Source organism: Hyphomonas adhaerens MHS-3, assembly GCF_000685235.1.
Classification (GTDB): Bacteria; Pseudomonadota; Alphaproteobacteria; order Caulobacterales; family Hyphomonadaceae; genus Hyphomonas; species Hyphomonas adhaerens.
Map to the genome: position 1 here is coordinate 1,632,928 of NZ_ARYH01000001.1, position 23,283 is coordinate 1,656,210.

27 protein-coding genes and 1 other RNA gene are annotated in these 23,283 nt (G+C 62.7%); 14 read left to right on the top strand and 14 right to left on the bottom strand.

Annotated features, from left to right (window positions below; genetic code table 11):
• The first annotated feature begins 83 nt into the window (after window positions 1-83).
• Entirely contained in the window at window positions 84-512 is a 429-nt protein-coding gene (locus HAD_RS08045) for a hypothetical protein (protein WP_035570414.1), read from the top strand.
• Here the strand turns inward: HAD_RS08045 and HAD_RS08050 are convergent.
• Complete coding sequence (locus HAD_RS08050; protein WP_035570415.1) at window positions 509-1,519, bottom strand: LLM class flavin-dependent oxidoreductase; 1,011 nt, start codon at window positions 1,517-1,519, stop codon at window positions 509-511. The genes HAD_RS08045 and HAD_RS08050 overlap by 4 nt on opposite strands.
• Window positions 1,520-1,669: 150 nt before the next feature.
• Here HAD_RS08050 and HAD_RS08055 point away from each other — a divergent pair, with 150 nt between their 5' ends.
• Window positions 1,670-2,341: a glutathione S-transferase family protein gene (locus HAD_RS08055; protein ID WP_035570416.1), complete on the top strand. Its 672-nt coding sequence runs from the start codon at window positions 1,670-1,672 to the stop codon at window positions 2,339-2,341.
• 5 nt (window positions 2,342-2,346) lie between these two features.
• Here the strand turns inward: HAD_RS08055 and HAD_RS08060 are convergent, their stop codons facing one another.
• From HAD_RS08060 to dapB, 7 genes are all read right to left on the bottom strand, one after another.
• Window positions 2,347-2,844, bottom strand: coding sequence for a hypothetical protein (locus tag HAD_RS08060; RefSeq protein ID WP_035570417.1), 498 nt, complete (start codon window positions 2,842-2,844; stop codon window positions 2,347-2,349).
• Complete coding sequence (locus HAD_RS08065; RefSeq protein ID WP_035570418.1) at window positions 2,834-3,478, bottom strand: DUF5671 domain-containing protein; 645 nt, start codon at window positions 3,476-3,478, stop codon at window positions 2,834-2,836. The genes HAD_RS08060 and HAD_RS08065 overlap by 11 nt, the downstream gene beginning before the upstream one ends.
• A 93-nt stretch (window positions 3,479-3,571) precedes the next feature.
• Window positions 3,572-3,933: a transfer-messenger RNA gene (gene ssrA / locus HAD_RS18370) on the bottom strand.
• 34 nt (window positions 3,934-3,967) lie between these two features.
• On the bottom strand, window positions 3,968-5,686 hold the full coding sequence (locus HAD_RS08070; protein WP_084331828.1) for a M20/M25/M40 family metallo-hydrolase: 1,719 nt from the start codon (window positions 5,684-5,686) through the stop codon (window positions 3,968-3,970).
• A gap of 55 nt (window positions 5,687-5,741) precedes the next feature.
• The gene (locus HAD_RS08075) at window positions 5,742-6,035 is read right to left on the bottom strand and encodes an HPr family phosphocarrier protein (RefSeq protein WP_035571886.1); all 294 of its coding nucleotides are present in this window, start codon (window positions 6,033-6,035) and stop codon (window positions 5,742-5,744) included.
• Between the two features lie 23 nt (window positions 6,036-6,058).
• On the bottom strand, window positions 6,059-6,463 hold the full coding sequence (locus HAD_RS08080; RefSeq protein WP_035570419.1) for a PTS sugar transporter subunit IIA: 405 nt from the start codon (window positions 6,461-6,463) through the stop codon (window positions 6,059-6,061).
• A 92-nt stretch (window positions 6,464-6,555) separates the two neighbouring features.
• Window positions 6,556-7,392 (bottom strand): 4-hydroxy-tetrahydrodipicolinate reductase, encoded by an 837-nt coding sequence (gene dapB, locus HAD_RS08085; protein WP_035570420.1) that lies wholly within the window; start codon window positions 7,390-7,392, stop codon window positions 6,556-6,558.
• Window positions 7,393-7,572: 180 nt separating this feature from the next.
• Here dapB and HAD_RS08090 point away from each other — a divergent pair, with 180 nt between their 5' ends.
• The 6 genes from HAD_RS08090 to HAD_RS08115 all read left to right on the top strand — a co-directional run bounded on the left by HAD_RS08090 (window position 7,573) and on the right by HAD_RS08115 (window position 11,063).
• Window positions 7,573-8,682 carry an S-(hydroxymethyl)glutathione dehydrogenase/class III alcohol dehydrogenase gene (locus HAD_RS08090; protein ID WP_035570421.1) on the top strand — a complete coding sequence of 370 codons (1,110 nt, stop codon included), beginning with the start codon at window positions 7,573-7,575 and terminating at the stop codon, window positions 8,680-8,682.
• A 38-nt stretch (window positions 8,683-8,720) separates the two neighbouring features.
• On the top strand, window positions 8,721-9,251 hold the full coding sequence (locus HAD_RS08095; protein ID WP_035570422.1) for a DUF1993 domain-containing protein: 531 nt from the start codon (window positions 8,721-8,723) through the stop codon (window positions 9,249-9,251).
• A gap of 115 nt (window positions 9,252-9,366) precedes the next feature.
• Window positions 9,367-9,744, top strand: a complete 378-nt coding sequence (locus HAD_RS08100) for a VOC family protein (RefSeq protein WP_035570423.1) — start codon at window positions 9,367-9,369, stop codon at window positions 9,742-9,744.
• A gap of 141 nt (window positions 9,745-9,885) precedes the next feature.
• Entirely contained in the window at window positions 9,886-10,203 is a 318-nt protein-coding gene (locus tag HAD_RS17905) for a hypothetical protein (protein ID WP_156942203.1), read from the top strand.
• A gap of 16 nt (window positions 10,204-10,219) precedes the next feature.
• Window positions 10,220-10,711, top strand: coding sequence for a RidA family protein (locus tag HAD_RS08110; RefSeq protein ID WP_051596032.1), 492 nt, complete (start codon window positions 10,220-10,222; stop codon window positions 10,709-10,711).
• 28 nt (window positions 10,712-10,739) lie between these two features.
• Window positions 10,740-11,063, top strand: a complete 324-nt coding sequence (locus tag HAD_RS08115; protein ID WP_035570424.1) for a hypothetical protein — start codon at window positions 10,740-10,742, stop codon at window positions 11,061-11,063.
• Here HAD_RS08115 and HAD_RS08120 read toward each other — a convergent pair whose 3' ends face one another.
• From HAD_RS08120 to HAD_RS08130, 3 genes are all read right to left on the bottom strand, one after another.
• Complete coding sequence (locus tag HAD_RS08120) at window positions 11,064-11,438, bottom strand: rhodanese-like domain-containing protein (RefSeq protein ID WP_051596033.1); 375 nt, start codon at window positions 11,436-11,438, stop codon at window positions 11,064-11,066. It abuts the gene before it with no gap.
• A 122-nt stretch (window positions 11,439-11,560) separates the two neighbouring features.
• A complete protein-coding gene (locus HAD_RS08125) occupies window positions 11,561-12,652 on the bottom strand; it encodes a glutathione S-transferase family protein (RefSeq protein ID WP_035570425.1) in 1,092 nt (363 codons plus the stop codon).
• A 61-nt stretch (window positions 12,653-12,713) separates the two neighbouring features.
• Window positions 12,714-14,333, bottom strand: coding sequence for a hypothetical protein (locus tag HAD_RS08130; protein ID WP_035570427.1), 1,620 nt, complete (start codon window positions 14,331-14,333; stop codon window positions 12,714-12,716).
• A gap of 295 nt (window positions 14,334-14,628) precedes the next feature.
• On the opposite strand from HAD_RS08130, the gene fghA reads away from it, so the two are divergent.
• A complete protein-coding gene (gene fghA / locus HAD_RS08135) occupies window positions 14,629-15,471 on the top strand; it encodes an S-formylglutathione hydrolase (protein ID WP_035570428.1) in 843 nt (280 codons plus the stop codon).
• 137 nt (window positions 15,472-15,608) lie between these two features.
• Here fghA and hemN read toward each other — a convergent pair whose 3' ends face one another.
• A complete protein-coding gene (gene hemN / locus HAD_RS08140; protein WP_035570429.1) occupies window positions 15,609-16,958 on the bottom strand; it encodes an oxygen-independent coproporphyrinogen III oxidase in 1,350 nt (449 codons plus the stop codon).
• A gap of 118 nt (window positions 16,959-17,076) precedes the next feature.
• Between hemN and HAD_RS08145 the strand changes: the two genes are divergently transcribed.
• Window positions 17,077-17,601, top strand: coding sequence for a DsrE family protein (locus HAD_RS08145; protein WP_035570430.1), 525 nt, complete (start codon window positions 17,077-17,079; stop codon window positions 17,599-17,601).
• Between the two features lie 3 nt (window positions 17,602-17,604).
• Here HAD_RS08145 and HAD_RS08150 read toward each other — a convergent pair whose 3' ends face one another.
• Window positions 17,605-17,964: a RusA family crossover junction endodeoxyribonuclease gene (locus tag HAD_RS08150; protein ID WP_035570434.1), complete on the bottom strand. Its 360-nt coding sequence runs from the start codon at window positions 17,962-17,964 to the stop codon at window positions 17,605-17,607.
• A complete protein-coding gene (locus HAD_RS18780) occupies window positions 17,961-18,305 on the bottom strand; it encodes a ribosomal protein L7/L12 (protein ID WP_035570435.1) in 345 nt (114 codons plus the stop codon). Before HAD_RS18780 ends, HAD_RS08150 begins: the two co-directional genes overlap by 4 nt.
• A 159-nt stretch (window positions 18,306-18,464) precedes the next feature.
• Between HAD_RS18780 and fumC the strand changes: the two genes are divergently transcribed.
• The 4 genes from fumC (at window position 18,465) to HAD_RS08175 (ending at window position 23,255) form a co-directional block, all read left to right on the top strand.
• Window positions 18,465-19,859, top strand: coding sequence for a class II fumarate hydratase (gene fumC, locus HAD_RS08160; protein ID WP_035570436.1), 1,395 nt, complete (start codon window positions 18,465-18,467; stop codon window positions 19,857-19,859).
• Window positions 19,860-19,869: 10 nt separating this feature from the next.
• Window positions 19,870-20,616: a hypothetical protein gene (locus HAD_RS08165; protein ID WP_035570437.1), complete on the top strand. Its 747-nt coding sequence runs from the start codon at window positions 19,870-19,872 to the stop codon at window positions 20,614-20,616.
• A 76-nt stretch (window positions 20,617-20,692) separates the two neighbouring features.
• Entirely contained in the window at window positions 20,693-21,502 is an 810-nt protein-coding gene (locus HAD_RS08170) for an SDR family oxidoreductase (protein WP_199285845.1), read from the top strand.
• Window positions 21,503-21,617: 115 nt separating this feature from the next.
• Entirely contained in the window at window positions 21,618-23,255 is a 1,638-nt protein-coding gene (locus HAD_RS08175; RefSeq protein WP_035570438.1) for a SulP family inorganic anion transporter, read from the top strand.
• Window positions 23,256-23,283 lie beyond the last annotated feature (28 nt).

The following is a 23,283-nucleotide window of genomic DNA, read 5'->3' on the forward strand; positions in this document are numbered from 1 at the left end:
GCTGTATCTGGCAAGCCGCCATATTCCTGCCCCGGATTTTGGCCTAAGTGTGTGTTTCTGAAAACACAGTCAGGGGACGAAACATGAGAACGGGATTTTTGACAGCAGCAGGCATCGCAGCGGCGCTGATGCTGACAGGCTGCGGCGGCAAGGACGATGTGCAGGGCAAGACGGGGGAGGACATCACCGCAAAGTCTTCCGCTGGCGATATCGGCGAAGCCTATATCAACGAGATGACGCGCATCGCCGACGCACTGGAAACCGTGGATGACGAGGCAAGTGCCAAGTCCGCCGCGAAGAAGATCAAGGTGGCTGTCGATGGCTTGAACCAGATGTCGGACAAACTCGACGGAGAGATCTCGGGCGTCAAAGGCATGCAGATCTTCGGCGGGCGCTATACCGACCTGATCGAAGTGCAGGGGCGCATTGCGACGTCGATGATCCGTATCCAGTCGGACCACCCGGAACTGATGGACACGCTCAGCGCGGAAATGGACCGGCTGGAGAACTAGCTGGCGGTTGCGCCAGACCGCGCCCCGATCGTCTTCATCGCCTCTGCGGCGATTTCGAAGGAGCGCAGGCGCGCGGCATGATCTTGGATCTGGCCCGTCAGGATGACTTCATCCGGGCGGTGCCGGTCGATCAGGGCCGACAGGTCTTCGGTGACCTTGGCGGGCGCACCCGTCGCGGAGACCCGGAGCGCCCGGTCGACCTGCGCGACCATTTCCGGCGGAGCGATGTCCTGGATGTTGTCGACAGGCTTGGGCAGCGGACCGGGGCGTCCTGTGCGCAGATTGATGAAGGCTTGCTGCATCGATGTTTTCAGCCGCAAGGCTTCGGCATCGCTGTCGGCGCCGAACACATTGACCGCCAGCATGAAGCACGGTTTCTCCGTTGCGCCCGGATTGAACCGTGCACGGTAGATTTCAACGGCCTGTTCCAAAGCGTCCGGCGCAAAGTGCGAGGCAAATGCATAGGGCAGGCCCAGATGGGCGGCGAGCTGGGCGCCAAACAGGCTGGACCCCAGGATCCAGACCGGCACATGCGTTCCGGCGCCGGGCACGGCGCGCACCTTCTGGCCAGGCTGGGCAGGCTCGAAGTATCCCATCAGTTCCACCACGTCCTGCGGGAACATGTCTGCGCTCTGCTCGCCGCGGCGCAGTGCCCGCATGGTGAGCTGATCGGTGCCGGGCGCCCGCCCGAGGCCGAGATCGATCCTGTCGGGATACAGCGTCGCCAGCGTGCCGAACTGTTCGGCGATGACCAGCGGCGCATGGTTCGGCAGCATGATGCCGCCCGCGCCAACGCGGATGGTCGAGGTCGCCCCCGCCACATGGCCGATGAGGATGGACGTGGCCGCCGAGGCGATGCCGGTCATGTTGTGGTGTTCCGCCATCCAGTAGCGGTGATAGCCAAGGGCCTCGGTATGGCGGGCCAGATCCACCGTATTGGCCAGGGCCTGCGCGGGGGTTGAGCCCGCAGGCACAGGTGAAAGATCGAGAACCGAATACGGGATCATCAGCTTGGCTCCTTTGCCCTGTTGAGGGGCATATGGGGGCGATGTCCCTGTATTTCAGCACAAATCCCGGCCCTGACCTCGCGTGAACACATCCGACGGGATAGGCGGATCGTACTAGAAGCGTCCCTGCCTTACCGGAAAGACCCTGCCATGATCACGCTGCACCATCTGGAAAAGTCGCAATCCATTCGAATCCTCTGGCTGCTGGAGGAGCTGGGCGTGCCGTATGAGGTGAAGCTGTATGACCGGGACCCGGAAACCCGGCTCGCCCCGGCAGAGTACAAGGCCATTTCGCCGCTCGGCACGGCCCCGGTGATTACTGTCGATGGCACCGCCATGGCGGAGACCAATGCCATTGTCGACTATATCTGCGACCTGCACGATGACGGGCGCCTGCGCCCCGCGCCGGGCACGCCGGACCGGGCGCGCTACCTGTTCTGGTTCCATACCTCACAGGGCAGTCTTCAACCCTTGTTGACGAACAAATTCGTCATGATGGCGATGACCATGCGCGCGCCGTTCCTGTTCCGCCCGGTTGCGAAAGCGCTGGTCGGTGGGCTGGACAAGGCCTTCTTCACGCCGCGCCTGACGGCGCTGATGACAGAAATCGAAAAACAGCTCGGCCAGACAAAATGGTTCGCGGGCGAGCAGCTGACGGCGGCAGATATCGTAATGGGTTATTCGATGGAACTCGCCGCCCACCGCGCCGGCATGGACGAGGCGAGCTATCCCAATGCGCACCGCTTCCTGAAACAGATGCGCGAGATGCCCTCCTACCAGCGTGCGATGGAAAAGGATGGGAAGGGGACAGTGCTTCTCTAGGCGGTTCAGAATTCCAGCTTCGCAGAGAGATTGAGGTCGAAACACCGCTCGCCCCCTGTCTCGCGTGGCTCTCCCAGATCCGGGATCACGGCGCGAGTGGGACTGTAGCTGTAGCGGTTGTAAGGGCCGCTCGGGGTGCCGGTGGCAAATTCCGCGCAGATCTGGGTCACGACCCCAGCCTGCCGCGTCAGCCGGAAGTCTTCGCCTGAGACCGGATCCTTGCGGATTTCTGCCTGGGTGCAGGCATCCTGCTGATGCGCCTTGGACGTGACGCGCGCCAGTTCAGTCTCGACGAGGGTCAGGTCTTCGGGAATCTCTCCAAACGCCTGATGGTAGCAGGCCAGCGCCAGCGCCGTATCGGAGACGGCCTGCTGGCGGGCGCGGTCCTCCCGTTCTTTCCGGGCCTCGCCCGGTCCACCCGTCACTGCGATCCCCGCCACGCAGGCGGCGATGATGACGGCGACCAGACCGCCTCCGTAGATGGTGTGCTGGCTATATGCCATTGGCTTCGTCCCGTTCGGCATGGGTGATGAAATACCCGAAGATGCTGCCGGCTATGCCCGCAACGACGAGGGATTTCAGCGTGAAGCGCCAGGTCAGCTCGCCATTCAGGAAGCTGTAGACGAGGGAAATGGCATCCCCGACCAGCACGATGCCGGCAATGACGAGGCTGATATAGATCAGCCATTTGCGGATGCGTGACCTCTGCAGCGCCGGGTTTTCGTGCCGTGCCTTCAACAGGATGCGGGCAAGCCACAGGAAAAGCGGCGTGCCGACGACAAGGCCGGAAATTGCGCCGCGGATCTGACGGTCCAGCGCGCTCGCGCGATAGCTCTCCTTCTCCAGAACGTCCGGGATCACTGTGTCGATCAGCGCAAACAGGAGAGAGCCGAGATTGAAGGCGACCACACCGAGCAGGATGAAAAAGAGCAGATAGAAGAATGCCTCACGGGCCGAAAGGTACACGGCCGGTTTTGGCACCGCGATGGGGAAGGCGACATCGGAATAGGCCGCAAGCGCGTCGTCGACTTCCTGCGCCCGCCAGCCCGCATCAACGAGCGCGGTGCGGATGCCGCTCCGATCCTGTCCCTTTTCAAGGGCTTCCTTCACGAATTGGGTCAACGTGCTGTTCGCCATGGGCGGTTTCCTCCCTGCCTGCTCCGAGGCATGTAATGCACGCGCAGAGATTGAAGCGGCTGCGCGGGCATTGCAAGGAATTCAGGGAGGGAAAGTGGAGGCTTCTGTTGCCAGGCGCCTCCGGGCCCCGCCTAGGGAGCTGAATCCCTAGGAGTTAGATCGGTAATCATCCGACTGCTTACGCAGCCATCAGTTCACCTTCAGCAAAGTTGTCGTTTGCAACTATGTTGATTTGGGCTTCTGAGGGGGCCCAATCCGGCGAAGGCCTCGTCTTTACACGTCCGTCGATCCTATTTCGGCCCCGTCAGAAACAGGCCCGGTGAAAGGCCTGAACCTGCTTTTGGTGGAGCCGCCGGGTACCGCCCCCGGGTCCGAGCCGCTTATTACACGCGCGTTTATCGCCATAGTCCGAAGACCCTACCAATATAGGGGCAGAGCGCCGCCGATGAAAGGGGGGCGATGAATGTGGGGCCGATCAGAGTGGGAAGGTTATTCCCGCGCGTCGGCGCTCGCGTCCCGCAATCCCTTGAATTCGGAGGTCGGCTTCAGGTCCGGCCAGGCGGTGGAGTTGGCGAGGTCTTCGGTCATGTCGAGGAACAGTTCCACATCCTGCGCGGCGCCGCGCAAATCCCAGTCCGGGTCCCAGGCGTCGTTCTGGTTGTGGTACCGGTTGGCAATATAGCCCGCGACCCATTCGATCCCGGCTTCCCGGCCGCCGTCCACAAGGTCCGGTCCGCCTGCGATTCCCATGATCAGCAGCACCGGCACGCCGCGGCGGGCGAGCGAGAAATGGTCTGCCCGGTAGAACAGGCCGTTCTCCGGCAAGCCTTCGGGAGACACCGTGCGGCCCTGTTTGGCCGCCGCCGCTGCCATCATCTCTTCCAGCTCGCTCTGGCCCTCGCCGACCTGGATGACGTCTTTTGCCGGACCCGCCGTTTGCAGGATGTCCAGCGTGAAATTAGCGACGGTTGTTTCCAGCGGATAGATCGGATCCTGCGCATAGGCTTCCGAGCCGAGCAGGCCGCTCTCTTCACCCGTCCAGGCAGCGAACACGACCGTTCGTTCCGGCGCGGGGCGGGCCTCCATGTTGCGGGCAATTTCCATGATGCCGGCAAGGCCGAGCGCATCGTCATTTGCACCGGGTCTCACGACGCGGCCCTGCGCATCCGGAATGCCGATACCATACGCATCCCAGTGCCCGGACAGCATGATGGTTTCATCCGGCCGCTCTGTGCCGGTGATCTTGCCGAGCACATTCTGGCTTTCGACCGTTTCCACAGACAGGCCCAGATCTGCATTGAAGTGCAGGTCATCCAGGGTGAAGGCTTCGAAGTCCCGCTTGCGGGCGGCAACTTTCAGTTCATCGAGGTCGTATCCGGCCTGAGTCAGCAGCTGCCGGGCCATGTCTTCATGCAGCCAGCCGCGCAGATCGAGCGCCGGTTTCGCCGGGCCCTTGCTGGCAACGGTGTAATTTTCACCCGGCGAGGAGGCGGCAACGTTCCAGCCATAGCCGGCGGGTTTGGTTTCGTGGATGACGAAGGCGGCAACCGCGCCGCGACGGGCGGCCTCCTCATATTTGTAGGCCCAGCGGCCATAATAGGTCATCCGGCGGCCACCGAAGACGCCGGCAACCGGGTCATCTTCCTCGACACCGAAATCCGGGTCGTTCACGAGGAAGAGGGCGACCTTTCCGGTCAGGTCCATATCGCCATAATCGTCCCAGTCCCGTTCCGGCGCGCTGGCGCCAAAGCCCACGAACACGATCGGCACATCCTTCATCGCAATGTCTTCGCGCGGATTGGGGGAGCTGATGTTGATGTCCAGACCCTGCTTGAGCGGGATCGCGGTCTCGCCCAGGTCGAAACTCAATGTACGAATATCATTCACGACGGAGTGTTTCAGGGTCACCGGATCGGTCCATTTCCCGTCCCGTCCGCCAGGCTCAAGGCCGAGTTCCTTGAAGCGTTCGATCAGGTAAGCGACGGTCTTTGTCTCACCCTCGGTACCTGGCGCACGGCCCATGTATTCGTCGGAGGCGAGCACCTTTACCGTCTCGGACATGTTTTCCGTGTTGATCGGGTTTTCAGTGCTGACCGGGTTTTCAGCGCTGATCGGGGAGGTGTCTGCCGCGCCGTCTGCGCCGGGGGCTGGTGTGCAGGCCACCAGCAACATGCCTGCACTCACGGATGTCAAAATCGCTCTGATCATTTGCGCTACTCTTGGTTTGTGTGGCCGGGGGCGGCCCATGGGGAAGAATGGGGGATTAGTACAACACGTCGGCTTCGCCGCTTTCGCCGAAGCCGTCGGCGATCAGGCTGGCGATGGCGGTCACGGCTTCGGCCGCGTCGGGGCCGTTGGCCGCCAGTTCCACTTCGCAGCCCTGCGCGGCGACCAGCATCAGCAGGTCCATGATCGAGCGGGCGTCGGCTTTCTGGCCTTCATGGCTGACGACGACCGTCGACTGGAACTCGCTGGCCAGCTTTGACAGCTTGGCGGATGCGCGCGCGTGCAGGCCTTTGCGGTTGACGATGGTCACGCTTTGGCGGGCTTCGGTCACGGCGTTTTGCACGGGGCTCCGGGTCAATTGGATTTTGCGAGGAGTTCGGAGGCGATGTTGATGTAGCGCCGGCCCGCATCCGCAGCGGTCTGGGCTGCTTCGCTGAGCGGGAGTTCGTCGCGCACTTCGGCCAGCTTGATCAGCATGGGCAGGTTCACGCCCGAAATCACTTCGATATTGCCGGATCCCATGATCGACATGGCGAGGTTCGAGGGCGTGCCGCCGAACATGTCGGTGAGGATAATGACCCCCAGGCCAACGTCACAGGCCTTGGCCGTGTCGCGGATCTGCTCGCGCCGGGCCTCGATATCATCTTCGGCCTCGATGGAAATCGACTTGAATCGCATCTGTTCGCCCACGACATGCTCCGTGGCGGCGACCAGTTCCTTCGAGAGTTTGCCGTGGCTGACGACGACGATGCCGATCATGCCGCCCCTTTCAGGTTCGATGACGAATTTGTCATGCTGCCATGGCGAGTATGGCCGTCAACCCGGATTCAGCTGTGCGGTGTGTTGCTTTCTCAGGCGCCGTTGCCTGAAAGCCCCAGCACATCGTCCATGCTGTAAAGGCCGGGCGGCTGTTTCAGGGCCCATTTGGCGGCTTTCAGCGCCCCTTCGGCAAACATGGCCCGGTCGAGCGATGTGTGGCTGAGCGTGACGATTTCCGTGTCGGATCCGAAGCTGACCGAATGCTCGCCGATCACGCCGCCCATGCGGCGGACAGAGAAGCCGATCTTGCCGGGTTCGCGGGCGGCATCCGGGCCATCATATGGCCCTGTACGCAGGTCATCCAGCGTGCCGCCACGGCCTTCTGCAGCCGCTTCGCCCAGCATCAGGGCCGTGCCGGACGGCGCATCCACCTTCTTGTTGTGGTGGGTTTCCAGCACTTCGATATCCCAGTCCGGGCCGAGGCTGGCGGCCGCGCGGCGGATCAGGGTTTCGAGCATCTTGATGCCCAGCGCAAAGCTGCCGGACTTCACAATGGAGAGGCCCCCGGCAGCCGCTTCCAGCGCCTTTTCTTCGGCGGGCGAAAAGCCTGTCGTGCCAATGATGGCAACACGTACGGGCGTATGTTTCAGCGCTTCCAGCGCCGCGATCGTGGCGGCGGGGCGGGTGAAATCGAACCAGACATCGGCCTTGGCCGCTGCGGTGACCGGATCGGACGCAGGCTTCACGCCCAGATTCGGAATGCCGGACAGGTCGCCGATGTCGGTGTCGAGATGCGGCGAGCCGGCAATTTCCGTCCCGCCGGCAACGGTCAGGCCGTGGCGGTGGGACACGGCAGCCAGCTGGCGGCCCATGCGGCCGGCGACGCCGGCAATGGCAACGGAGAAGGAATCGGAAGTCTGGTCGGTCATGGCGCCCTTATAACCGGGTTTCGGCACAGGGAAACGGCTATGCGTAATTGACGGGAGTCCACCCTTGCGCCGGGGGGACGAAACTGAAATGTTCCGCGCTCCAGATTCCCCGGTTCCACGATCACAAACACCCTCTATGGACCGTCTATAGACCATCTATACCCCCAGGAGCTTCCCGCCATGAAAACCCGCGCCGCTGTCGCCTTCGAAGCCAAGAAACCGCTCGAAATCGTCGAACTCGATCTGGAGGGCCCGAAGGCCGGCGAAGTGCTGGTCGAGATCATGGCCACCGGCATCTGCCACACCGATGCCTACACGCTGGACGGGCTCGACTCCGAAGGCATCTTCCCGAGCGTCCTCGGCCATGAAGGCGCGGGCATCGTGCGCGAGGTGGGCGCAGGCGTCACCAGCGTGCAGCCGGGCGACCATGTCATCCCGCTCTACACGCCGGAATGCCGCCAGTGCAAAAGCTGCCTGTCAGGCAAGACGAACCTCTGCACCGCGATCCGCGCCACGCAGGGCAAGGGCCTAATGCCGGACGGCACGACGCGCTTCTCCTACAAGGGCCAGCCGATCTATCACTACATGGGCTGCTCGACCTTCTCGAACTTTACCGTCCTGCCGGAGATCGCGGTCGCGAAAATCCGCACCGACGCGCCCTTCGACAAGGCCTGCTATGTCGGCTGCGGCGTGACGACCGGCGTTGGCGCCGTCACCAACACGGCCAAGGTCCAGGTGGGCGACAATGTCGTCGTGTTTGGCCTCGGCGGCATCGGCCTGAACGTGCTGCAAGGCGCGAAGATGGCAGGGGCCGACAAGATCATCGGCGTCGACATCAACGACTCCAAGAAGGAGTGGGGCGAGAAATTCGGCATGACGCATTTCGTCAATCCGAAGAACACCAAGGACGTCGTCGCCCATCTCGTGGAGCTGACCGATGGCGGCGCGGACTATTCCTTCGACTGTACCGGCAATACGGATGTGATGCGCCAGGCGCTGGAATGCTGCCATCGCGGCTGGGGCACCTCGATCATCATCGGCGTGGCCGAGGCCGGCAAGGAAATCAGCACACGGCCGTTCCAGCTGGTGACGGGCCGCAACTGGCGCGGCACGGCCTTCGGCGGCGCCAAGGGCCGCACCGACGTGCCGAAGATCGTCGACTGGTACATGAACGGCAAGATCCAGATCGACCCGATGATCACGCACGTCATGAAGCTCGACAAGATCAACGACGCCTTCGACCTGATGCATTCGGGCGAGAGCATCCGGTCTGTGGTGGTGTACGACTAAGGCCGGCCTATTCAGAGTCACCCGGAAGGAAAGATCCAATGAGCCTCGTTAAACGCAATCTCGACATCTATCGCACGCGCCTGGTTACCCTGCAGAACATCCTTGGCCGGGCGGAGGCGGAGCTGTTTCCGGATGATCCGGAGAAGAAAGCGCTGCTGACGGCGCGGCTGGCCGACGACATGCTGCCGCTGCCGAACCAGGTCTGGTTCACCTGCCGTCAGGCGGAGCTGCTGCTGAGCAAGCTGAACGGTACGCCGATGAAGGAGTTCGAAAGCGACAAGGCGAGCTTTGCCGACCTGAAAGCCGTGGTCGCCGAAACGATCTCGCGGATCGAGGCGCAGACCGACACGAAAGAGGATTTCGCCGCCGGTCAGACGCCGCTGGAAATTCCCGGCTTCCCGACGGTGTCGATGTCCGGGCAGGCCTATATCGACGAGTGGCTGACGCCGAACTTCTATTTCCACTTCGTCACGGCCTACGACATCCTGCGGGCAGAGGGGCTGGCGATCGGCAAGGCGGACTATATGAGCCATCTTGTGCCGCTGCTGTCGGGGGCCGCCGCCAGCTGATGGCAAAAGCCTGATCATAAATGCCGGGGCTGACGCAGCGGGAAGCCGGAATTCCTCTGGCGCCGTCCCGGCAGCTGGGGCACTAATTCCCAATCCATCAGGAGGAAAATCACTTATGTTCAGTCACGTCATGGTCGGCACGAACGACCTGGAGAAATCGAAGGCATTCTACGATGCCCTGTTCACCGCCATCGGCGGCCGGGAAGCGATCACCGACCCGAAAGGCCGCCTGATCTACCTGCACAATGGCGGCACGTTCCTGGTGACCCCGCCGATCGACGGCCAGCCGGCCACGCACGCCAATGGCGGCACGATCGGCTTTGCGGCCGAAAACCCGGAGCAGGCCGACGCCTGGCACGCAGCCGGCGTTGCCGCTGGCGGCACCCCGATCGAAGACCCGCCGGGCTGGCGCGAAGGCGGCGGCATGAAGCTGTACCTCGCTTACCTGCGCGATCCGGCCGGCAACAAGATCTGCGCCATGTGCCGCGGATAAAGGCAAACACCCGGACCGCCCCTCCCAAATCAGGAGGGGCGGTTTCGCATTGGGGCCTGCCCGTGTAGTCTGGTGGGCAGCCCGGCGCCACACGGCGCACCGGAAGATGCCCTGCCGAAAAGCCCTGAGAGGGCGAATGCCATGACCGAATTTACCCATTACACATTGCTGGCCGACGGAGAGGTGTTCGCACCCAACGTGGATTTCGACACCGAATGCGGCCGCTACATCATGGCCATGAAAGTCTGGGCGAAGGATGCGGACCAGGCCGCCGACATGATTGTCGCCATCGGCGAGCGGCTTGGCTTCAAGCCGGATGGCGAGCTGCAGGTCTTCATGACCGAGCCGGACGAACCGGCCGACGACCAGCCTTTCGGCTACGATATTCAGTTCACGTCCTATTCTGAGGACGAGGAAAACGAAGCGGGTGAAGAAGAGCGCCCGAAATGGATCCACTGACAACAGGATGATTTGCATGAAACCCATGTTCAGGACGGGCGGCGTTGCCGCGATGGCTGCTGGTATGATGGCCCTTGGCGGCTGCGTCATTACCGATGCGGAAAGCTTTAAGGCGGCGCATACGCCGGACATCGAATATTATTCCGCCCCGACCGTGGCCGGGATGGACCTGCCATTCTCCAAGGCCGTGCGTGTGAACGACACGATCTACCTGTCCGGCGAACTGGGGATTGATCCGGAAACGAATGACTTCGCGCCGGGCGGCACCGGGCCGCAGACGACCCAGATTTTCAAGAATATCGAGCGCACGCTGGACGAGTTCGATGCAGACCTGACGGACGTGGTGAAGTGCAGCGTCTTCCTCGGCGACATGCAGAATTACGGCGAGATGAACGCGGCCTATGATGCGGCGCTGCCGGATCCGAAACCGGCCCGCTCCACTTTCGGGGCAGGCGGGCTTGCGTTGGGCGCGGAACTCGAAATCGAGTGCCTCGCCATCGCACCGTAAAGGGCTGACCTTTAGAGGACTGGCCATAATGGAATGGCGCGACCCGGATGCCCCGGTGGACCTGTCACCTGTCGGTTCGGAAACGATCCGCTGGGTGATCGACCAGGCCATCGCAGACGGCAACCGGGTCGTCTCTCTTGCCGAATGGACCAGGGCGCTGGTGGCCCATATGGAGCAGGGACTGACGGATGCGCTGAAAGCGGACGTGCAGGCCCGCTACCCTGCGCTCATTTATTACGAAGAGGCGGGCTCGCCCCATAACCCGCCGGACGAGGGGTTCATCGAAGGCGGCTTCGCGGTCTCGTTTCCCCGGCCGAGGTCGAGGCCGAGGCCGGGGCAAGGGCCGGCCTGATCATTTGCGGTAAGGCTTCACCGGCAGGTTTGCCGACCTCCACGCCATCATGCCGCCGCGCACATTGCTGACATCGGTGAACCCGGCCCCGGCCAGCAGTTTCGCAGCCCGGCCGGACCGCATGCCTGACCGGCAGATGACGGCCACCGGTTTGGAGGCGTCTTCCTTCATATAGCCATAGATCTTGTCGGCCATGCGCGGGTCGCCCAGCGTAACCATGTGGGCGCCTTTTGGCACGCCGTCCTGCCATTCGCTTTCCGTGCGCACGTCGATCAGGACCAGTTGCTTCTTGCGCAGGCGGTCATTCGCCGTGGCCGGATCAATCTGGGGGATGGCAGGCTTGCCACCGCCGAAAAGCCTGTCGAACAAACCCATGGAATGCGCCTCGCTGCCGTTACGGGCAGAGGTCTAGCACCGTGCCCGCACCGGCCAAAGATGCGGCGCCTGCGACAGAAGCGGCGGCGCGGTCAGGCCAGCCTGTTTTAGGCCAGCCCGTTTCAGGCCAGGACGAGCCGGCAATCCTTGCGGGCAAGCCGGGCAGGGAGCTGGAAGGTCCGCAGCGCGCTGCCGCCAATCGAGGACAGAAGCTTGTCGGCGCGGGCCTTGGCATCGGCGTCCATGGCCTCATACGCATCCAGCGCGGCCTGTAGCCGCCAGAGCGGGAAGCTGCGCGCCGCCGCCGGGCCGGCATGGTCTTCGATGGTGACGATGATCTCGCCAAAGGCCCGCGGCACCGGCGTGCCGGACGATACGTCGGCGGCCCAGCCTGCGAATAGCTCGTTCGTTTCCATCAGCGCCGGAAGCTGTTCGCGCATCTGGCGCCGCAGGATCGGCAGCAGGGTTTCCGGGATTGTATCGTCGGCGGCGAGCTCGCCCGTGCCGGCTTCCCCGGCATGGGTCCGCTCCACCCATTCGGCCACGGCCGGGGCGAGCAGCTTCATCAGCTCACCGGATTTCGGATCGCGGTAGAGGTGGGCATAGAGCGGGCCGATCAGGGAGAAGTCCGCGAGGCAAGGCCGCTCGCCGAGCAGGAAGGGGTGCGCATCAAGGTGGCGGGAGAATTCGCCGAGAAAGGCTTCATAGCTCCGCTCGATGCCGGGAATGGTTTCCGGATGGACACCCAGGACGGGCAGGGCGCCCTTGAAGCGCTGGCCGTTCTTCTTGCCGATCTCATACTGTTCCGGCCGGCTGAGCTGGGGCGCGGAGAGGGCGCCGAACTCGGAATAGGCCCAGTCCTCATTATAGGTCCAGCGATAGTGCATGGCCGGCAGGGTGAGCCATTCATCGCCATAGAGCTGCAGCAGCAGGGCAACGAAACGCTGCAGCGGCGTCGCGGGCAGGACGGGCGGCAGGCGGTGCTCTGCGGCCTCGACCTGTTCGATGATGTCGGCGGTGTCCTGCACGATGGTGCCGTCCGGCATCTTCATGACCGGGATCACGGGCCAGCCGACATTCGGCAGGATGATGTCGCGGTAGACCTGCTGCGTGGCGATCTGTTCCTCGAAGTCCGCCCCCCGCCAGCGCAGATAGGCGCGGGCCTTGCCGGTGAAATAGCTGACCTCGGCGCCGTAGAGCGTGTAAGCTGGCATGATGCGTTTCCCTGTCCCTTTATGACGACCCTTGTGACGTACGCTGAATTGCGGTCACACCCTAGTCGCTGAAGCACCTTTGCCGTGTGCCGTATTTCGTCTCTTCGACATTATAGCAGCGCAATTCGGACTGCTTCTGATAGGGCGGCTTCCAGTTGAACAGCTCATCATAGGCGGCGTCGATCTCGGCCCGGCGGGCGGCTTCCCGGCGATTGGCGGCATCCCACTCGGCCTGTTGCCGGGCTTTCTCACGCATCACCTGATTGTAATTCCGCTCCCATGTCTTGCGGGCCAGAGGCAGCACATCCGGCGGGATCGCCGCGCACAAGGCTTTGTCAGGGGCGCCCCAGCGCCCAAAGACGCGGGCGAGGCCGACGAAATCCAGTTCGGCCTGATTGAAGGCGTTCCAGTCATGGGCAATGTTGCGCGAATACCAGATCGCCGCCTGGCAATTCCCGCCCTGAACATATGTCTCGGCGAAGGTCTGGTCGCGCCACATCCAGCGCTCGACAAAGGCCTTCCAGTCGTTTTCGTTCCAGATATTCGGCTTGTTGTTCCGGAATTCCTCGGTTGCGCCATAGGCCTCGAACAGTTTCGGATCCTGTTTGGCGATCCAGTCACCGAGATCCTGCGGCATGGCCGGGCATTCCTGTCCGGCGGCCTGTGTCTTCTCGAATTTCAGGGCCCAGCTGATGCCGCTGTCCGGCACCGGGTCCACGATGAAGCTCATCTTGTCCCGATTGATTCCGTTGAAGACGTAAGAGTAAGCGATCTGGCAGCCGTCCAGCGTGCCGAAGCGCTGATAATCGTTCCTGGCAAGAAGGCGTTCTTTCTTGGACTTGCGATTATATTCATCCTCGCGGGCCTGCTTCTCGGCAGCAGCTTGCGCCGCTGCCGCTGCTTCAGCTTCCTGCGCAGCAATATATTCCGCGTCCTCCAGCAGGCCATAACCATTGTCATCATAGAACTGCATGAAGGACGGCATCAGCTCTGCTGGCGCGACGCCGCACACCGTGACCTCTTCATCAGGCTTGTTGAATCTCTGATCGATAAGATTTTTGGCGAGAATACCCCAGTCGCGATATTTTGCGATCTGGGCATCGGTCATCGTCGGCGCTTCGCTGCGGTACTTGCTACTGCTGCGATAGAACATCGCGTTGCCGGCGCGATAACAGATATCAATCGGCAATTCGGCTTCCGTCAGCCCGACCTCGTCGAGATAGATACCCTCACCCGCCGAGCCGAAACAGTCGCCGACAGCCGCCATGGCATAGCGCACGGCGCTTTCGGGGGGCGGGTTCCTGAAATAGGCGGTCGACGCGCCATTTTCCGGCCGGTCGAACAGCTTCAACTCGTTGGCGATGTCGTAATTCAGCGGCAGCCCGCACTCCAGACGCCCATCAAAACACTGCGCCAGCCGCCCCAGTGCTGGCGATTCCATTTCATCGAAAAACCTGTCGCCACTGACATGCCATTTCAGGATCGTCGTCGCGATTGAGGCATCCACGATAAACCATTTCTTCGACCCATCCATTTGCAGGGACGGATTGAAATAGTTCTCCGAGATCATGCATTGCTTGTTCTGCTCATAGGGCGTCCAGTCTCGCTGAACGGTCTGCGCCTGTGCACTCGCGGCAAACGCCGTCACAAGCCCCAAAAGAGTCAGAAAAATCCGGATCATACGCGTCCCCTTATGCTTAGGCGTTTGATTTAATCGCATCCGTTTTTCTTTTCCAGCATCAGAATGGCTTGCGGATTGATGCAATCTGTCCCTTGTCCCAGCGGCAGGGTTGAGGTGAATCCCGTGTTTCGAGGTTTCAGCGTCTGGCATCTGCTGTTTCCGATTGTCTTCTTTCTGCCCGGGATGTTCTTTGCGACATTGTCGTCAGGAAAAATGTCGTGACCGGGGGCTAAAAGGGGGCTGACGTCCAAGAGTCAGCGGCTTCGCCGGGGCAAAAACCAAAAAGGGTCATAGCGTGAAAACAACTGAAGTCTCTTCCTGGAAATCCTTTGGCGGAAATCTTTCCGTGTACGATCATGAGTCGGAGGTGCTGGATTGCACGATGCGGTTTGCGGTCTATACGCCGCCGCAGGCGGCCGACGGCCCGGTGCCGGTGCTGTGGTATCTGTCGGGCCTGACCTGCAGCTGGGCGAACGTGATGGAGAAGTCCGGCCTGCAGCGCGCCGCGGCCGAGCATGGCATCATGATCATCGCGCCGGACACCAGCCCGCGCGGCGAAGGCGTGCCGGACGACGAGGCCTATGACCTTGGCCAGGGCGCGGGCTTTTACCTCACCGCCACGCAGGCACCCTGGGCGAAGCATTTCAAGATGGACCAGTACATCACGGATGAGCTGCCGAAACTGGTCGCGGCAGAGATCAAGAATGCCGACATGGGAAAACAGGGGATTTTCGGCCACTCCATGGGCGGGCACGGGGCGATCACCCTGCACCTGAAGCATCCGGAAACCTACAAGACCTGTTCGGCCTTCAGCCCGATCACCAGCCCGGCGCGCGTGCCGTGGGGCCAGAAGGCGTTCAAGGCCTATCTCGGACCGGTCTCGGTCGCGTGGGAACAGTACGACTCAACCGAACTGGTGAAGGAACGCCAGAGCCGGGCGCGCATTCTGGTCGACACCGGCACAGCAGACACGTTCCTGGAAAAGGAGCTGAAGCCGGAAATCTTCATCGACGCCTGCATGGCCAACGGCCAGGCACTCGATTACCGGATGCGCGAGGGCTACGGCCACGACTATTACTTCATCGCGACCTTCATGGCGGAGCACATTGCCCACCATGCGGCTGGCCTGAAAGAATAGTCCCGGGGCAAAGCGTCCGCAGGCCCCGCCGGGTAGACGGGGATCATGCCCGGCCGCTTCCCGGTGCCCTGCAAGCACACGGCCTGGCATGACTGCCTGAGCGGGGACGCTCTGGCACCTGCGAATTTCTTTATGCGCTACACCGCCTTGGCGTGGCGCGCCTCAACCGGCTTGTACCGGCCGTCGAAACACTGGGCGACCGTGCGCAGGAGGAGCCGGGATTCCTTCGGCACACTGACGACGCTGCCATCAATGCGGCAAAGGCCGGCAGACTCCAGGAACCGGGCCGTTTCCAGCGCGTCGTCCAGTGCGCCGGGCGCGGCGCCCATCTCGCGGCAAGTTACGTCCACATCCACCCAGAGCTGACACATAAGCTTTTCGATTGCGCGGCCGCGCAGACGGTCGTCTTCCGTCAGTTCGATGCCGCGCTCTGACGGCAGGCGTCCGTCTTCGACCGCCGCCGCCCATGCCGTGCGCGACTTGAAGTTCTGCACATAGCCCTGACGGAATTGCGAAATCGAGGTCGAGCCAATGCCGATCAGCGTATCGCACGGATCGTCCGTATAGCCCTGAAAGTTCCGGCGCAGCGTGCCGCCCCGGGCGGCGCGGGTCAGCGGGTCTGTCTGCGCGGCGAAATGGTCCAGCCCGATGGCGTGGAACCCGGCGCCGGTCAGCGCCGCGGCGCCGGCCTCTGCCTGCCGGAAGCGTTCTTCCAGGCCGGGCAGGGCGGATTCGTCGATGGCGGACTGGTGCTTGGCGAACCACGGCACATGCGCATAGCCGAAGAAGGAGACGCGCGCGGCGCCCATCTCGGCAGCGAAGCGGGCCGCTTCGACCACGTCTTCCACCGTCTGGAACGGCAGGCCGTACATCAGGTCCATATTGATGGCGTGGATGCCGACGGCGCGCAGGCGCTCTATGCCATCGACCAGCAATTCTTTCGGCTGGATACGGCCGACGGCTTCCTGCACTTTCGGGGCAAGGGTCTGCACGCCGAAGCTGACGCGGCTGACGCCTGCCTCCGCCATGGCCTCGATGAAGTCCGGCGTCAGGGTGCGCGGGTCGACCTCGACGGCGACTTCCATACCGGGCTGCGTGCCGAAGGCCTCTTCTGCGTGCGCCACGAGCGCCTTGAAGTCTTCCGCGGAAAGCGCGTTCGGTGACCCGCCGCCAAAGTGCAGGTGCGCCATGCCGGCATGCGGGCCCAGCGCCTTCGCCCAGACGTCGATCTCCTGGTGCAGCGTTTCCAGATAGGTGCCGATCCGGCGGTAACCGTTCGGCACGCTGGTGGCACAGCCGCAATAGAAGCAGAGCTTCTCGCAGAAGGGCACATGCATATAGACGGAGATCGGGGCGTCCGGCGTCACGGATGCCGCCCAGGCGCGCGCCTCGTCCCCGGCCACACGGGGGCTGAAATCCGCCGCCGTGGGGTAACTCGTATAGCGCGGAACCGGCCGCGTCGCGAAGGTCTTCCATGCCTGTTTCATGGCTCGCCTCTTAGCAGCCTCTGCAGGCATCCGGAGTACGCAGAATCCCGTACGCTTTCGCCGCCTCGACGGCGCCGCCGGGCAGGCGTAGGGTCAGCTTATCAAGAGGAGAGTTTCCATGACCCGTATCGCCGTTTGCGCCGCCGCCCTGTTTACCCTTGCCATGCCCGCGCTGGCAGGGCCGGAGGCGTTCCAGCCGGGCACGGTGGTGCCGGACTATGGCAAGGTCGCCATGATCGAGGGGGCGGAGCTGCCGGCCGATACGGTGATGAAAGTGGCGTTCGACATCGGCAAGGCCGGGCCGGAAGATACCATCAGCCGCAGCCTGGAAACGCCGGCCCGGTTCCTGAACATGCATGCCGCTGCAGGCGTCGACCCGGAGAATCTGCATGTCGCGCTGATCGTGCATGGCGCGGCGAGTGCAGACCTGCTGACGGACGAGGCCCGCGGCGCGCCCAATCCGAATGCCGGCCTGATTGCCGAACTGCTGGCGGCGGGGGCGACGATCGAGCTGTGCGGGCAGACGTCCGCCATGCGGGACATCGCCCAGGAAGACCTGCTGCCGGGCGTGACCATCGGCCTGTCGGCCATGTCGACGCACGCCCTGCTGCAACAGCAAGGCTACACGCTGAACCCGTTCTGAGCCTCAGCCCATCGCTTCGGCGAGCAGCCAGATGCCTTCGCGTTCCGCCTGCCGGCGTTCGACCAGCAGGCGGGCGACCTGATGGTCGTCGTCGAAGACATTGCCGGTGAGGCTGTCGAGCAAGGCCTTGGCGAGATTGTCGAGGTCCATCCAGGGCGGGTCGCCGGTATATTCCATCATGATGTGGACGGAATAATCGCCATAGCCGGGCCGTAGCGGCGGAAATTCCTTGCGGAAGAACTCCTTCAGCAGCGTCTTGTAGTATTTCGTCTGCGTGGTGAGGCCCGTGCAACGCACTTCCAGCGCGCCATCCTCGGTGATGCGCGCCTGAACCTTCCCTGATTTGACCCAGTCCGCGCTCAATGCAGCCTCAGGTCGCGTTTGCGCTCGCGTTCCTCGATGGCGTGCTTGGAATCCTTCAGGCCGAGGCCGGTCGCGTTGCGCAGCAGCTTGATGGCGCGGATCTTCTTGCGCGCATCGAGTTCGGCATCGATTTCGAGCCATTTCGACATGGTCACGCGGTCCAGCGCGGCCTTGATCTCTTTCGGCGTTGGCGGGGTGGGCGAGAGGCCGTTGTCCCGCGCGCGCCGGCCTGCGGTCATCCGGCCCAGAATGTATGCCGCAAACAGGGTGAACAGGACCTCTGGCTGAAGGATCTTGTCGAGATAGGCTTCCATGCCGGTCTTTCCGTGCTTGCGGGCCATGGTGGCAGGCGCCTCCCTCCTTAGCCGAAGCCGCAGGGCAGCGCGAGGGGGCAGGGAGGCGGCGATCCGGGCGAAATCCTCCGCTGCGGCGGCGGGAACAGTTGATCGCGGCCCGGCTTGGGGCTAGTCCGCTGCCAGCAGATCAAGGAGCTGAGCCCCATGGCCAATACCCGCACCGAAACCGATACGATGGGCCCCATCGAGGTCGCCGATGATGTCTACTGGGGCGCCCAGGCCCAGCGCAGCCTCGGAAACTTCAAGATCGGCTGGGAAAAGCAGCCGGAACCGGTGATCCGCGCCCTCGGCATCGTCAAGAAGGCGGCCGCGCAGGCGAACATGGATCTCGGCAAGATGGACCCGGAAATCGGCAAGGTGATCGTGCAGGTCGCCGATGAGGTGATCGGCGGCAAGCTGAACGATCATTTCCCGCTGGTCGTGTGGCAGACGGGCTCGGGCACCCAGTCCAACATGAACACGAACGAGGTCATCTCGAATCGTGCGATCGAGATCATGGGCGGCGAAAAGGGCTCGAAAAAGCCGGTCCACCCGAACGACCATGTGAACATGTCCCAGTCGTCGAACGATTGTTTCCCGACTGGCATGCATATCGCCGCCGCAGAAGAGACCGTGCACCGCCTGATCCCGGCGCTGAAGCACCTACACGCCGCGCTGGATGCCAAGGCGAAAGCCTGGGCGGACATCATCAAGATCGGCCGTACCCATACGCAGGACGCAACCCCGGTCACGCTCGGCCAGGAATTCTCCGGCTATGCCAAGCAGATCGAAAACGGCATTGCCCGCATCGAGATGACGCTGCCCATGCTGATGGAACTGGCGCAGGGCGGCACGGCCGTCGGCACGGGTCTCGCCTCACCGGAAGGCTTTGCCGATCTCGTCGCGTCGAAAATCGCCGAGATCACCGGCCTGCCGTTCACATCCGCCCCGAACAAGTTCGAGGCGCTGGCCGCGCATGACGCGCTGGTGATGACGCATGGTGCGATCAACACGGTTGCCATGTCCTGCTTCAAGATCGCCAACGACATCCGCTTCCTCGGCTCCGGTCCGCGTTCGGGCCTTGGCGAGCTGGCCCTGCCGGAGAACGAACCCGGTTCGTCCATCATGCCGGGCAAGGTGAACCCGACGCAGTGCGAAGCGCTGACCCAGGTCTGCGCGCACATCCACGGCAACAATGCCGCCATCGGCTTCGCCGGCAGCCAGGGCCATTTCGAGCTGAACGTGTTCAACCCGATGATGTCCTACAACTTCCTGCAGTCCGTGCGCCTGCTGGCGGATGCCGCGATCAGCTTCACCGACAATTGCGTTGTCGGCATCGAGCCGCGCCTCGAGAACATCGAGAAGGGCCTCAAGAACTCGCTGATGCTGGTGACGCCGCTGAAAGAGAAGTTCGGCTATGACCGCGCCGCGAAGATCGCCAAGACCGCCCACAAGAACGGCACCACGCTGCGTGAGGAAGCCATCAAGGACGGCATCCCGGCCGAAGACTTCGACGCCATCGTGCGCCCGGAGAAAATGATCGGGCCGGATCCGAAGTAGGGGGCGGCGGATGGGCGTTGACCTCTACTGCGGATCTCTCGAGCGGTATTTTAGCGGTAAATGGGAAACGCCTGCTGCCCGATTCGCCCGAGAGCAAAATATCGGTTTTCAGACCGTCTACTCTGGAGCCGGCCCGAGATGGTTGAATGCAAGTGATGTTGCCCATGAATGTGCTTCATTTCGTCACCGGGTTGAAGCAAATGCGGGGGCATTGAAGGAATGGCTCACGGGTATAGATGCGCCTTACGAGGTCTGGCAGATTACAGCGCAGGGAATCTCGAGTTTGGTGTTGTGTGCCGCTTGCGCACATCGTCCCGAATTTGAACGTCCGAAGAAACTGGTCCGAAATATCGAAACGCACCCTGCAGTGAGCGAGGCTGCTGCACAGAACTACTATCTTGGCCCGATGGCGATTTTTGAATCCCATATGATCGTGCCCGGACTTGAAGCGAGAATCTGTGCTGATCGAGATCCAATTGATCGGGACTTGATCATCACGACGACTGCTGCGCTCACGTTCGCCCTAGATGCAATGCGCGATTATCTGGAAGTCGGTGCCGAGGACCTTGAGACGTTGATAAAAAACGGTCCGCCGTCTTGGGACACACAAGAGATCACGATAAATGGTGATGCACTGCCTGAAGTCCCACCGCCCGACGATGAAGTCCGTGATTATGCGATCTGGGCCATGGCTTGCCTTGAGATCGCAGCTAAGACCTCGGCGCTGAACGGCAGTGTTCTTGTGCGAGACGAGTAGTCATTATCAGTTTTCCCTTGCCCATGACCGGCCCCTCCTGCACGGAGGGGCCGGTTGTTTTTAGGAGGAGACCCATATGAGCATCGATTTCAGCAATTTGTATTCGGTCAAAGGCAAGACGGTCGTTATCACCGGTGGGTCGCGCGGGATTGGCGAAATGCTGGCCGCCGGGTTCCTGGCCAATGGCGCGAAAGTCATCATTTCCTCCCGCAAGGAAAAGGCCTGCGAAGAAACCGTTGAGCGCCTGAAAGGCGAGTATGGCGGCGAGATCTATGCGATCCCGTCCGATGTCGGCCAGATGGTGGGCATTGAGCACCTCGCCGGCGAAATCGCCAAGCGCGAAGAGAAGGTCGACGTGCTGATCAATAATGCAGGCGTCGCCTGGGGCGCCTCGCTGGACGATTTCCCGGAGCATGGCTGGGACAAGGTGATGGACGTCAACGTCAAGGGCGTCTTCTTCCTGACCCAGAAACTGATGCCGCTGCTGCGCAAGTCGGCCAGCGCCGACAGTCCGGCCCGCGTCATCAACATCGCCTCCATCGACGGAATGCATACCAGCCCGATGAGCGGCTATGTCTACGGCACGTCCAAGGCCGCCGTGATCCACCTGACGCGCTTCATCGGGTCTCAGCTGGCGGCGGAGAACATCCTCGTCAACGGCATCGCGCCGGGTCCGTTCCCGACCTACATGCTGTCCACCGGTGTCGGCTATAAAGGCGAAACCGAGGGCGTGGACTGGGATGCCATCGGCTCGCGCAGCCCGTCGGGCCGCGTCGGCAAGCCGGAAGACATTGCCGGCCTCGCCATGTTCCTGTCGTCCCAGGCGTCGGCCTATATCAACGGCCACACCATCCCGTGCGACGGCGGCATCGTCTCCGCCAGCTGATCCGGCAGGGCCATAAAGTCAGCCATTTTGGCCGCGTTTGTGTTGCCCCGCAGCATGAACGCGGCCATAGGGGCGCCTGAAGCCAGCTCCCTCAAACAGAACTGACGATATTCCCGTGGTTAGATCGACTTTTGCAGCGTTCGCCGACCGGCTTGGCGCGCAGGGCCTCTCGCAGCCCGATTTCAAAGCCTACACGCCCGCCCAGATAAAGACCGACCTTCTGGCCGGCCTGACCGTGGCACTGGCGCTTGTGCCGGAAGCCGTGGCCTTCGCGTTCGTGGCCCATGTGCACCCGCTGGTGGGCCTCTATGCAGCCTTCATTGTCGGGCTTGTGACGGCCCTGATCGGTGGCCGCCCGGGCATGATTTCCGGCGCGACGGGCGCTTTGGCCGTGGTCATGGTCTCCCTCGTGGCGGTACATGGCGTGGAATACCTGTTCGCGACAGTCGTGCTGATGGGCATCCTTCAGCTGCTGGCGGGCATCTTCCGGCTGGGCAAGTTTATCCGCCTTGTGCCGCACCCGGTGATGCTGGGCTTCGTCAACGGCCTCGCCATCGTGATCTTCCTGGCGCAGCTGACACAGTTCCAGGTGCCGGGGAGCGGGGAAGCCGCCGGGCATGGCATGTCAGGCGGGCAATGGCTGAGCGGCATGCCGCTTGTCTGGATGCTGGCACTGGTCGGCCTGACCATGGTGATCATCTGGGGCCTGCCGAAAATCACGAAAATCATTCCGGCCCCGCTCGCCGGCATCGGCATCGTCGCGGCGGTGGTGATCGGCTTCGGGCTCGATGTGCCGCGCGTCGGCGACCTTGCCTCCATCAAGGGCGGCCTGCCGGAATTCCATGTGCCGAGCGTACCGCTGACGGCCGAAACGCTGAAAATCATCCTGCCTTACGCGCTGATCCTCGCGGCCATCGGCCTGATCGAGAGCCTGCTGACGCTGAACCTTGTTGGCGAGATGACCAACAAGCGGGGCGGGGCGAGCCAGGAATGCGTCGCGCAGGGCACAGCCAACCTGATCACCGGATTCTTCGGCGGCATGGGCGGCTGCGCCATGATCGGGCAGTCCATGATCAACGTGAAGTCCGGCGGGCGTACGCGCGTGTCCGGCATCTCAGCGGCCTTGTTCCTGCTGGCCTTCATCCTGGTCGGCTCCAGCCTGATCGAGCAGATCCCGCTCGCCGCGCTGGTCGGCGTCATGTTCATGGTCGTGATCGGCACCTTTGCCTGGAACAGCCTGCGCATCATGACCCGCATCCCGCTGACCGATGCGGTGGTGATCGTGCTGGTGACCGGCGTGACCGTGGCCTACGACCTGGCGACGGCCGTTGTGGTCGGAGTCATCGTCTCGGCGCTGGCCTATGCGTGGAACAATGCCCGCCGCATTCATGTGATCGAGCGCGACAGTGTCCGCACGCCCGGCGCGCATGTGTATGAGATCGAGGGCCCGCTCTTCTTCGGGTCGACCGACAAGTTCGCCGAACTGTTCCACCCGGAAAGCGATCCGGACGTCGTGATCGTGGACTTCATGCGCTCCCGCGTGGTCGACCAGTCGGCCCTGCAGGCCATCGAGGACCTGGCGGCGAAGTATCAGGCGCTCGGCAAGACGCTGCGCCTGCGCCACCTGTCCCGCGACTGCCACAAGCTGCTGGCGAAAGCCGGCCAGCTGATGGTCGATTCCGATGACGACCCGGATTACGAACTCGCTGTGGACTATTCCGTCCGCACCGGCGCTTTCGGCAGCGGGCACTGACAAGTCCACAGGCGTCTCAGTTCGGGGA

Coding starts and splice junctions, on each gene's coding strand:
- HAD_RS08045 (WP_035570414.1), top strand. CDS start 84: ATGAGAACGGGATTTTTGACAGCAGCAGGCATCGCAGCGGCGCTGATG.
- HAD_RS08050 (WP_035570415.1), bottom strand. CDS start 1,519: ATGATCCCGTATTCGGTTCTCGATCTTTCACCTGTGCCTGCGGGCTCA.
- HAD_RS08055 (WP_035570416.1), top strand. CDS start 1,670: ATGATCACGCTGCACCATCTGGAAAAGTCGCAATCCATTCGAATCCTC.
- HAD_RS08060 (WP_035570417.1), bottom strand. CDS start 2,844: ATGGCATATAGCCAGCACACCATCTACGGAGGCGGTCTGGTCGCCGTC.
- HAD_RS08065 (WP_035570418.1), bottom strand. CDS start 3,478: ATGGCGAACAGCACGTTGACCCAATTCGTGAAGGAAGCCCTTGAAAAG.
- HAD_RS08070 (WP_084331828.1), bottom strand. CDS start 5,686: ATGATCAGAGCGATTTTGACATCCGTGAGTGCAGGCATGTTGCTGGTG.
- HAD_RS08080 (WP_035570419.1), bottom strand. CDS start 6,463: ATGATCGGCATCGTCGTCGTCAGCCACGGCAAACTCTCGAAGGAACTG.
- dapB (WP_035570420.1), bottom strand. CDS start 7,392: ATGACCGACCAGACTTCCGATTCCTTCTCCGTTGCCATTGCCGGCGTC.
- HAD_RS08090 (WP_035570421.1), top strand. CDS start 7,573: ATGAAAACCCGCGCCGCTGTCGCCTTCGAAGCCAAGAAACCGCTCGAA.
- HAD_RS08095 (WP_035570422.1), top strand. CDS start 8,721: ATGAGCCTCGTTAAACGCAATCTCGACATCTATCGCACGCGCCTGGTT.
- HAD_RS08100 (WP_035570423.1), top strand. CDS start 9,367: ATGTTCAGTCACGTCATGGTCGGCACGAACGACCTGGAGAAATCGAAG.
- HAD_RS17905 (WP_156942203.1), top strand. CDS start 9,886: ATGACCGAATTTACCCATTACACATTGCTGGCCGACGGAGAGGTGTTC.
- HAD_RS08110 (WP_051596032.1), top strand. CDS start 10,220: ATGAAACCCATGTTCAGGACGGGCGGCGTTGCCGCGATGGCTGCTGGT.
- HAD_RS08115 (WP_035570424.1), top strand. CDS start 10,740: ATGGAATGGCGCGACCCGGATGCCCCGGTGGACCTGTCACCTGTCGGT.
- HAD_RS08120 (WP_051596033.1), bottom strand. CDS start 11,438: ATGGGTTTGTTCGACAGGCTTTTCGGCGGTGGCAAGCCTGCCATCCCC.
- HAD_RS08125 (WP_035570425.1), bottom strand. CDS start 12,652: ATGCCAGCTTACACGCTCTACGGCGCCGAGGTCAGCTATTTCACCGGC.
- HAD_RS08130 (WP_035570427.1), bottom strand. CDS start 14,333: ATGATCCGGATTTTTCTGACTCTTTTGGGGCTTGTGACGGCGTTTGCC.
- hemN (WP_035570429.1), bottom strand. CDS start 16,958: ATGAAACAGGCATGGAAGACCTTCGCGACGCGGCCGGTTCCGCGCTAT.
- HAD_RS08145 (WP_035570430.1), top strand. CDS start 17,077: ATGACCCGTATCGCCGTTTGCGCCGCCGCCCTGTTTACCCTTGCCATG.
- HAD_RS18780 (WP_035570435.1), bottom strand. CDS start 18,305: ATGGCCCGCAAGCACGGAAAGACCGGCATGGAAGCCTATCTCGACAAG.
- fumC (WP_035570436.1), top strand. CDS start 18,465: ATGGCCAATACCCGCACCGAAACCGATACGATGGGCCCCATCGAGGTC.
- HAD_RS08165 (WP_035570437.1), top strand. CDS start 19,870: ATGGGCGTTGACCTCTACTGCGGATCTCTCGAGCGGTATTTTAGCGGT.
- HAD_RS08170 (WP_199285845.1), top strand. CDS start 20,693: ATGAGCATCGATTTCAGCAATTTGTATTCGGTCAAAGGCAAGACGGTC.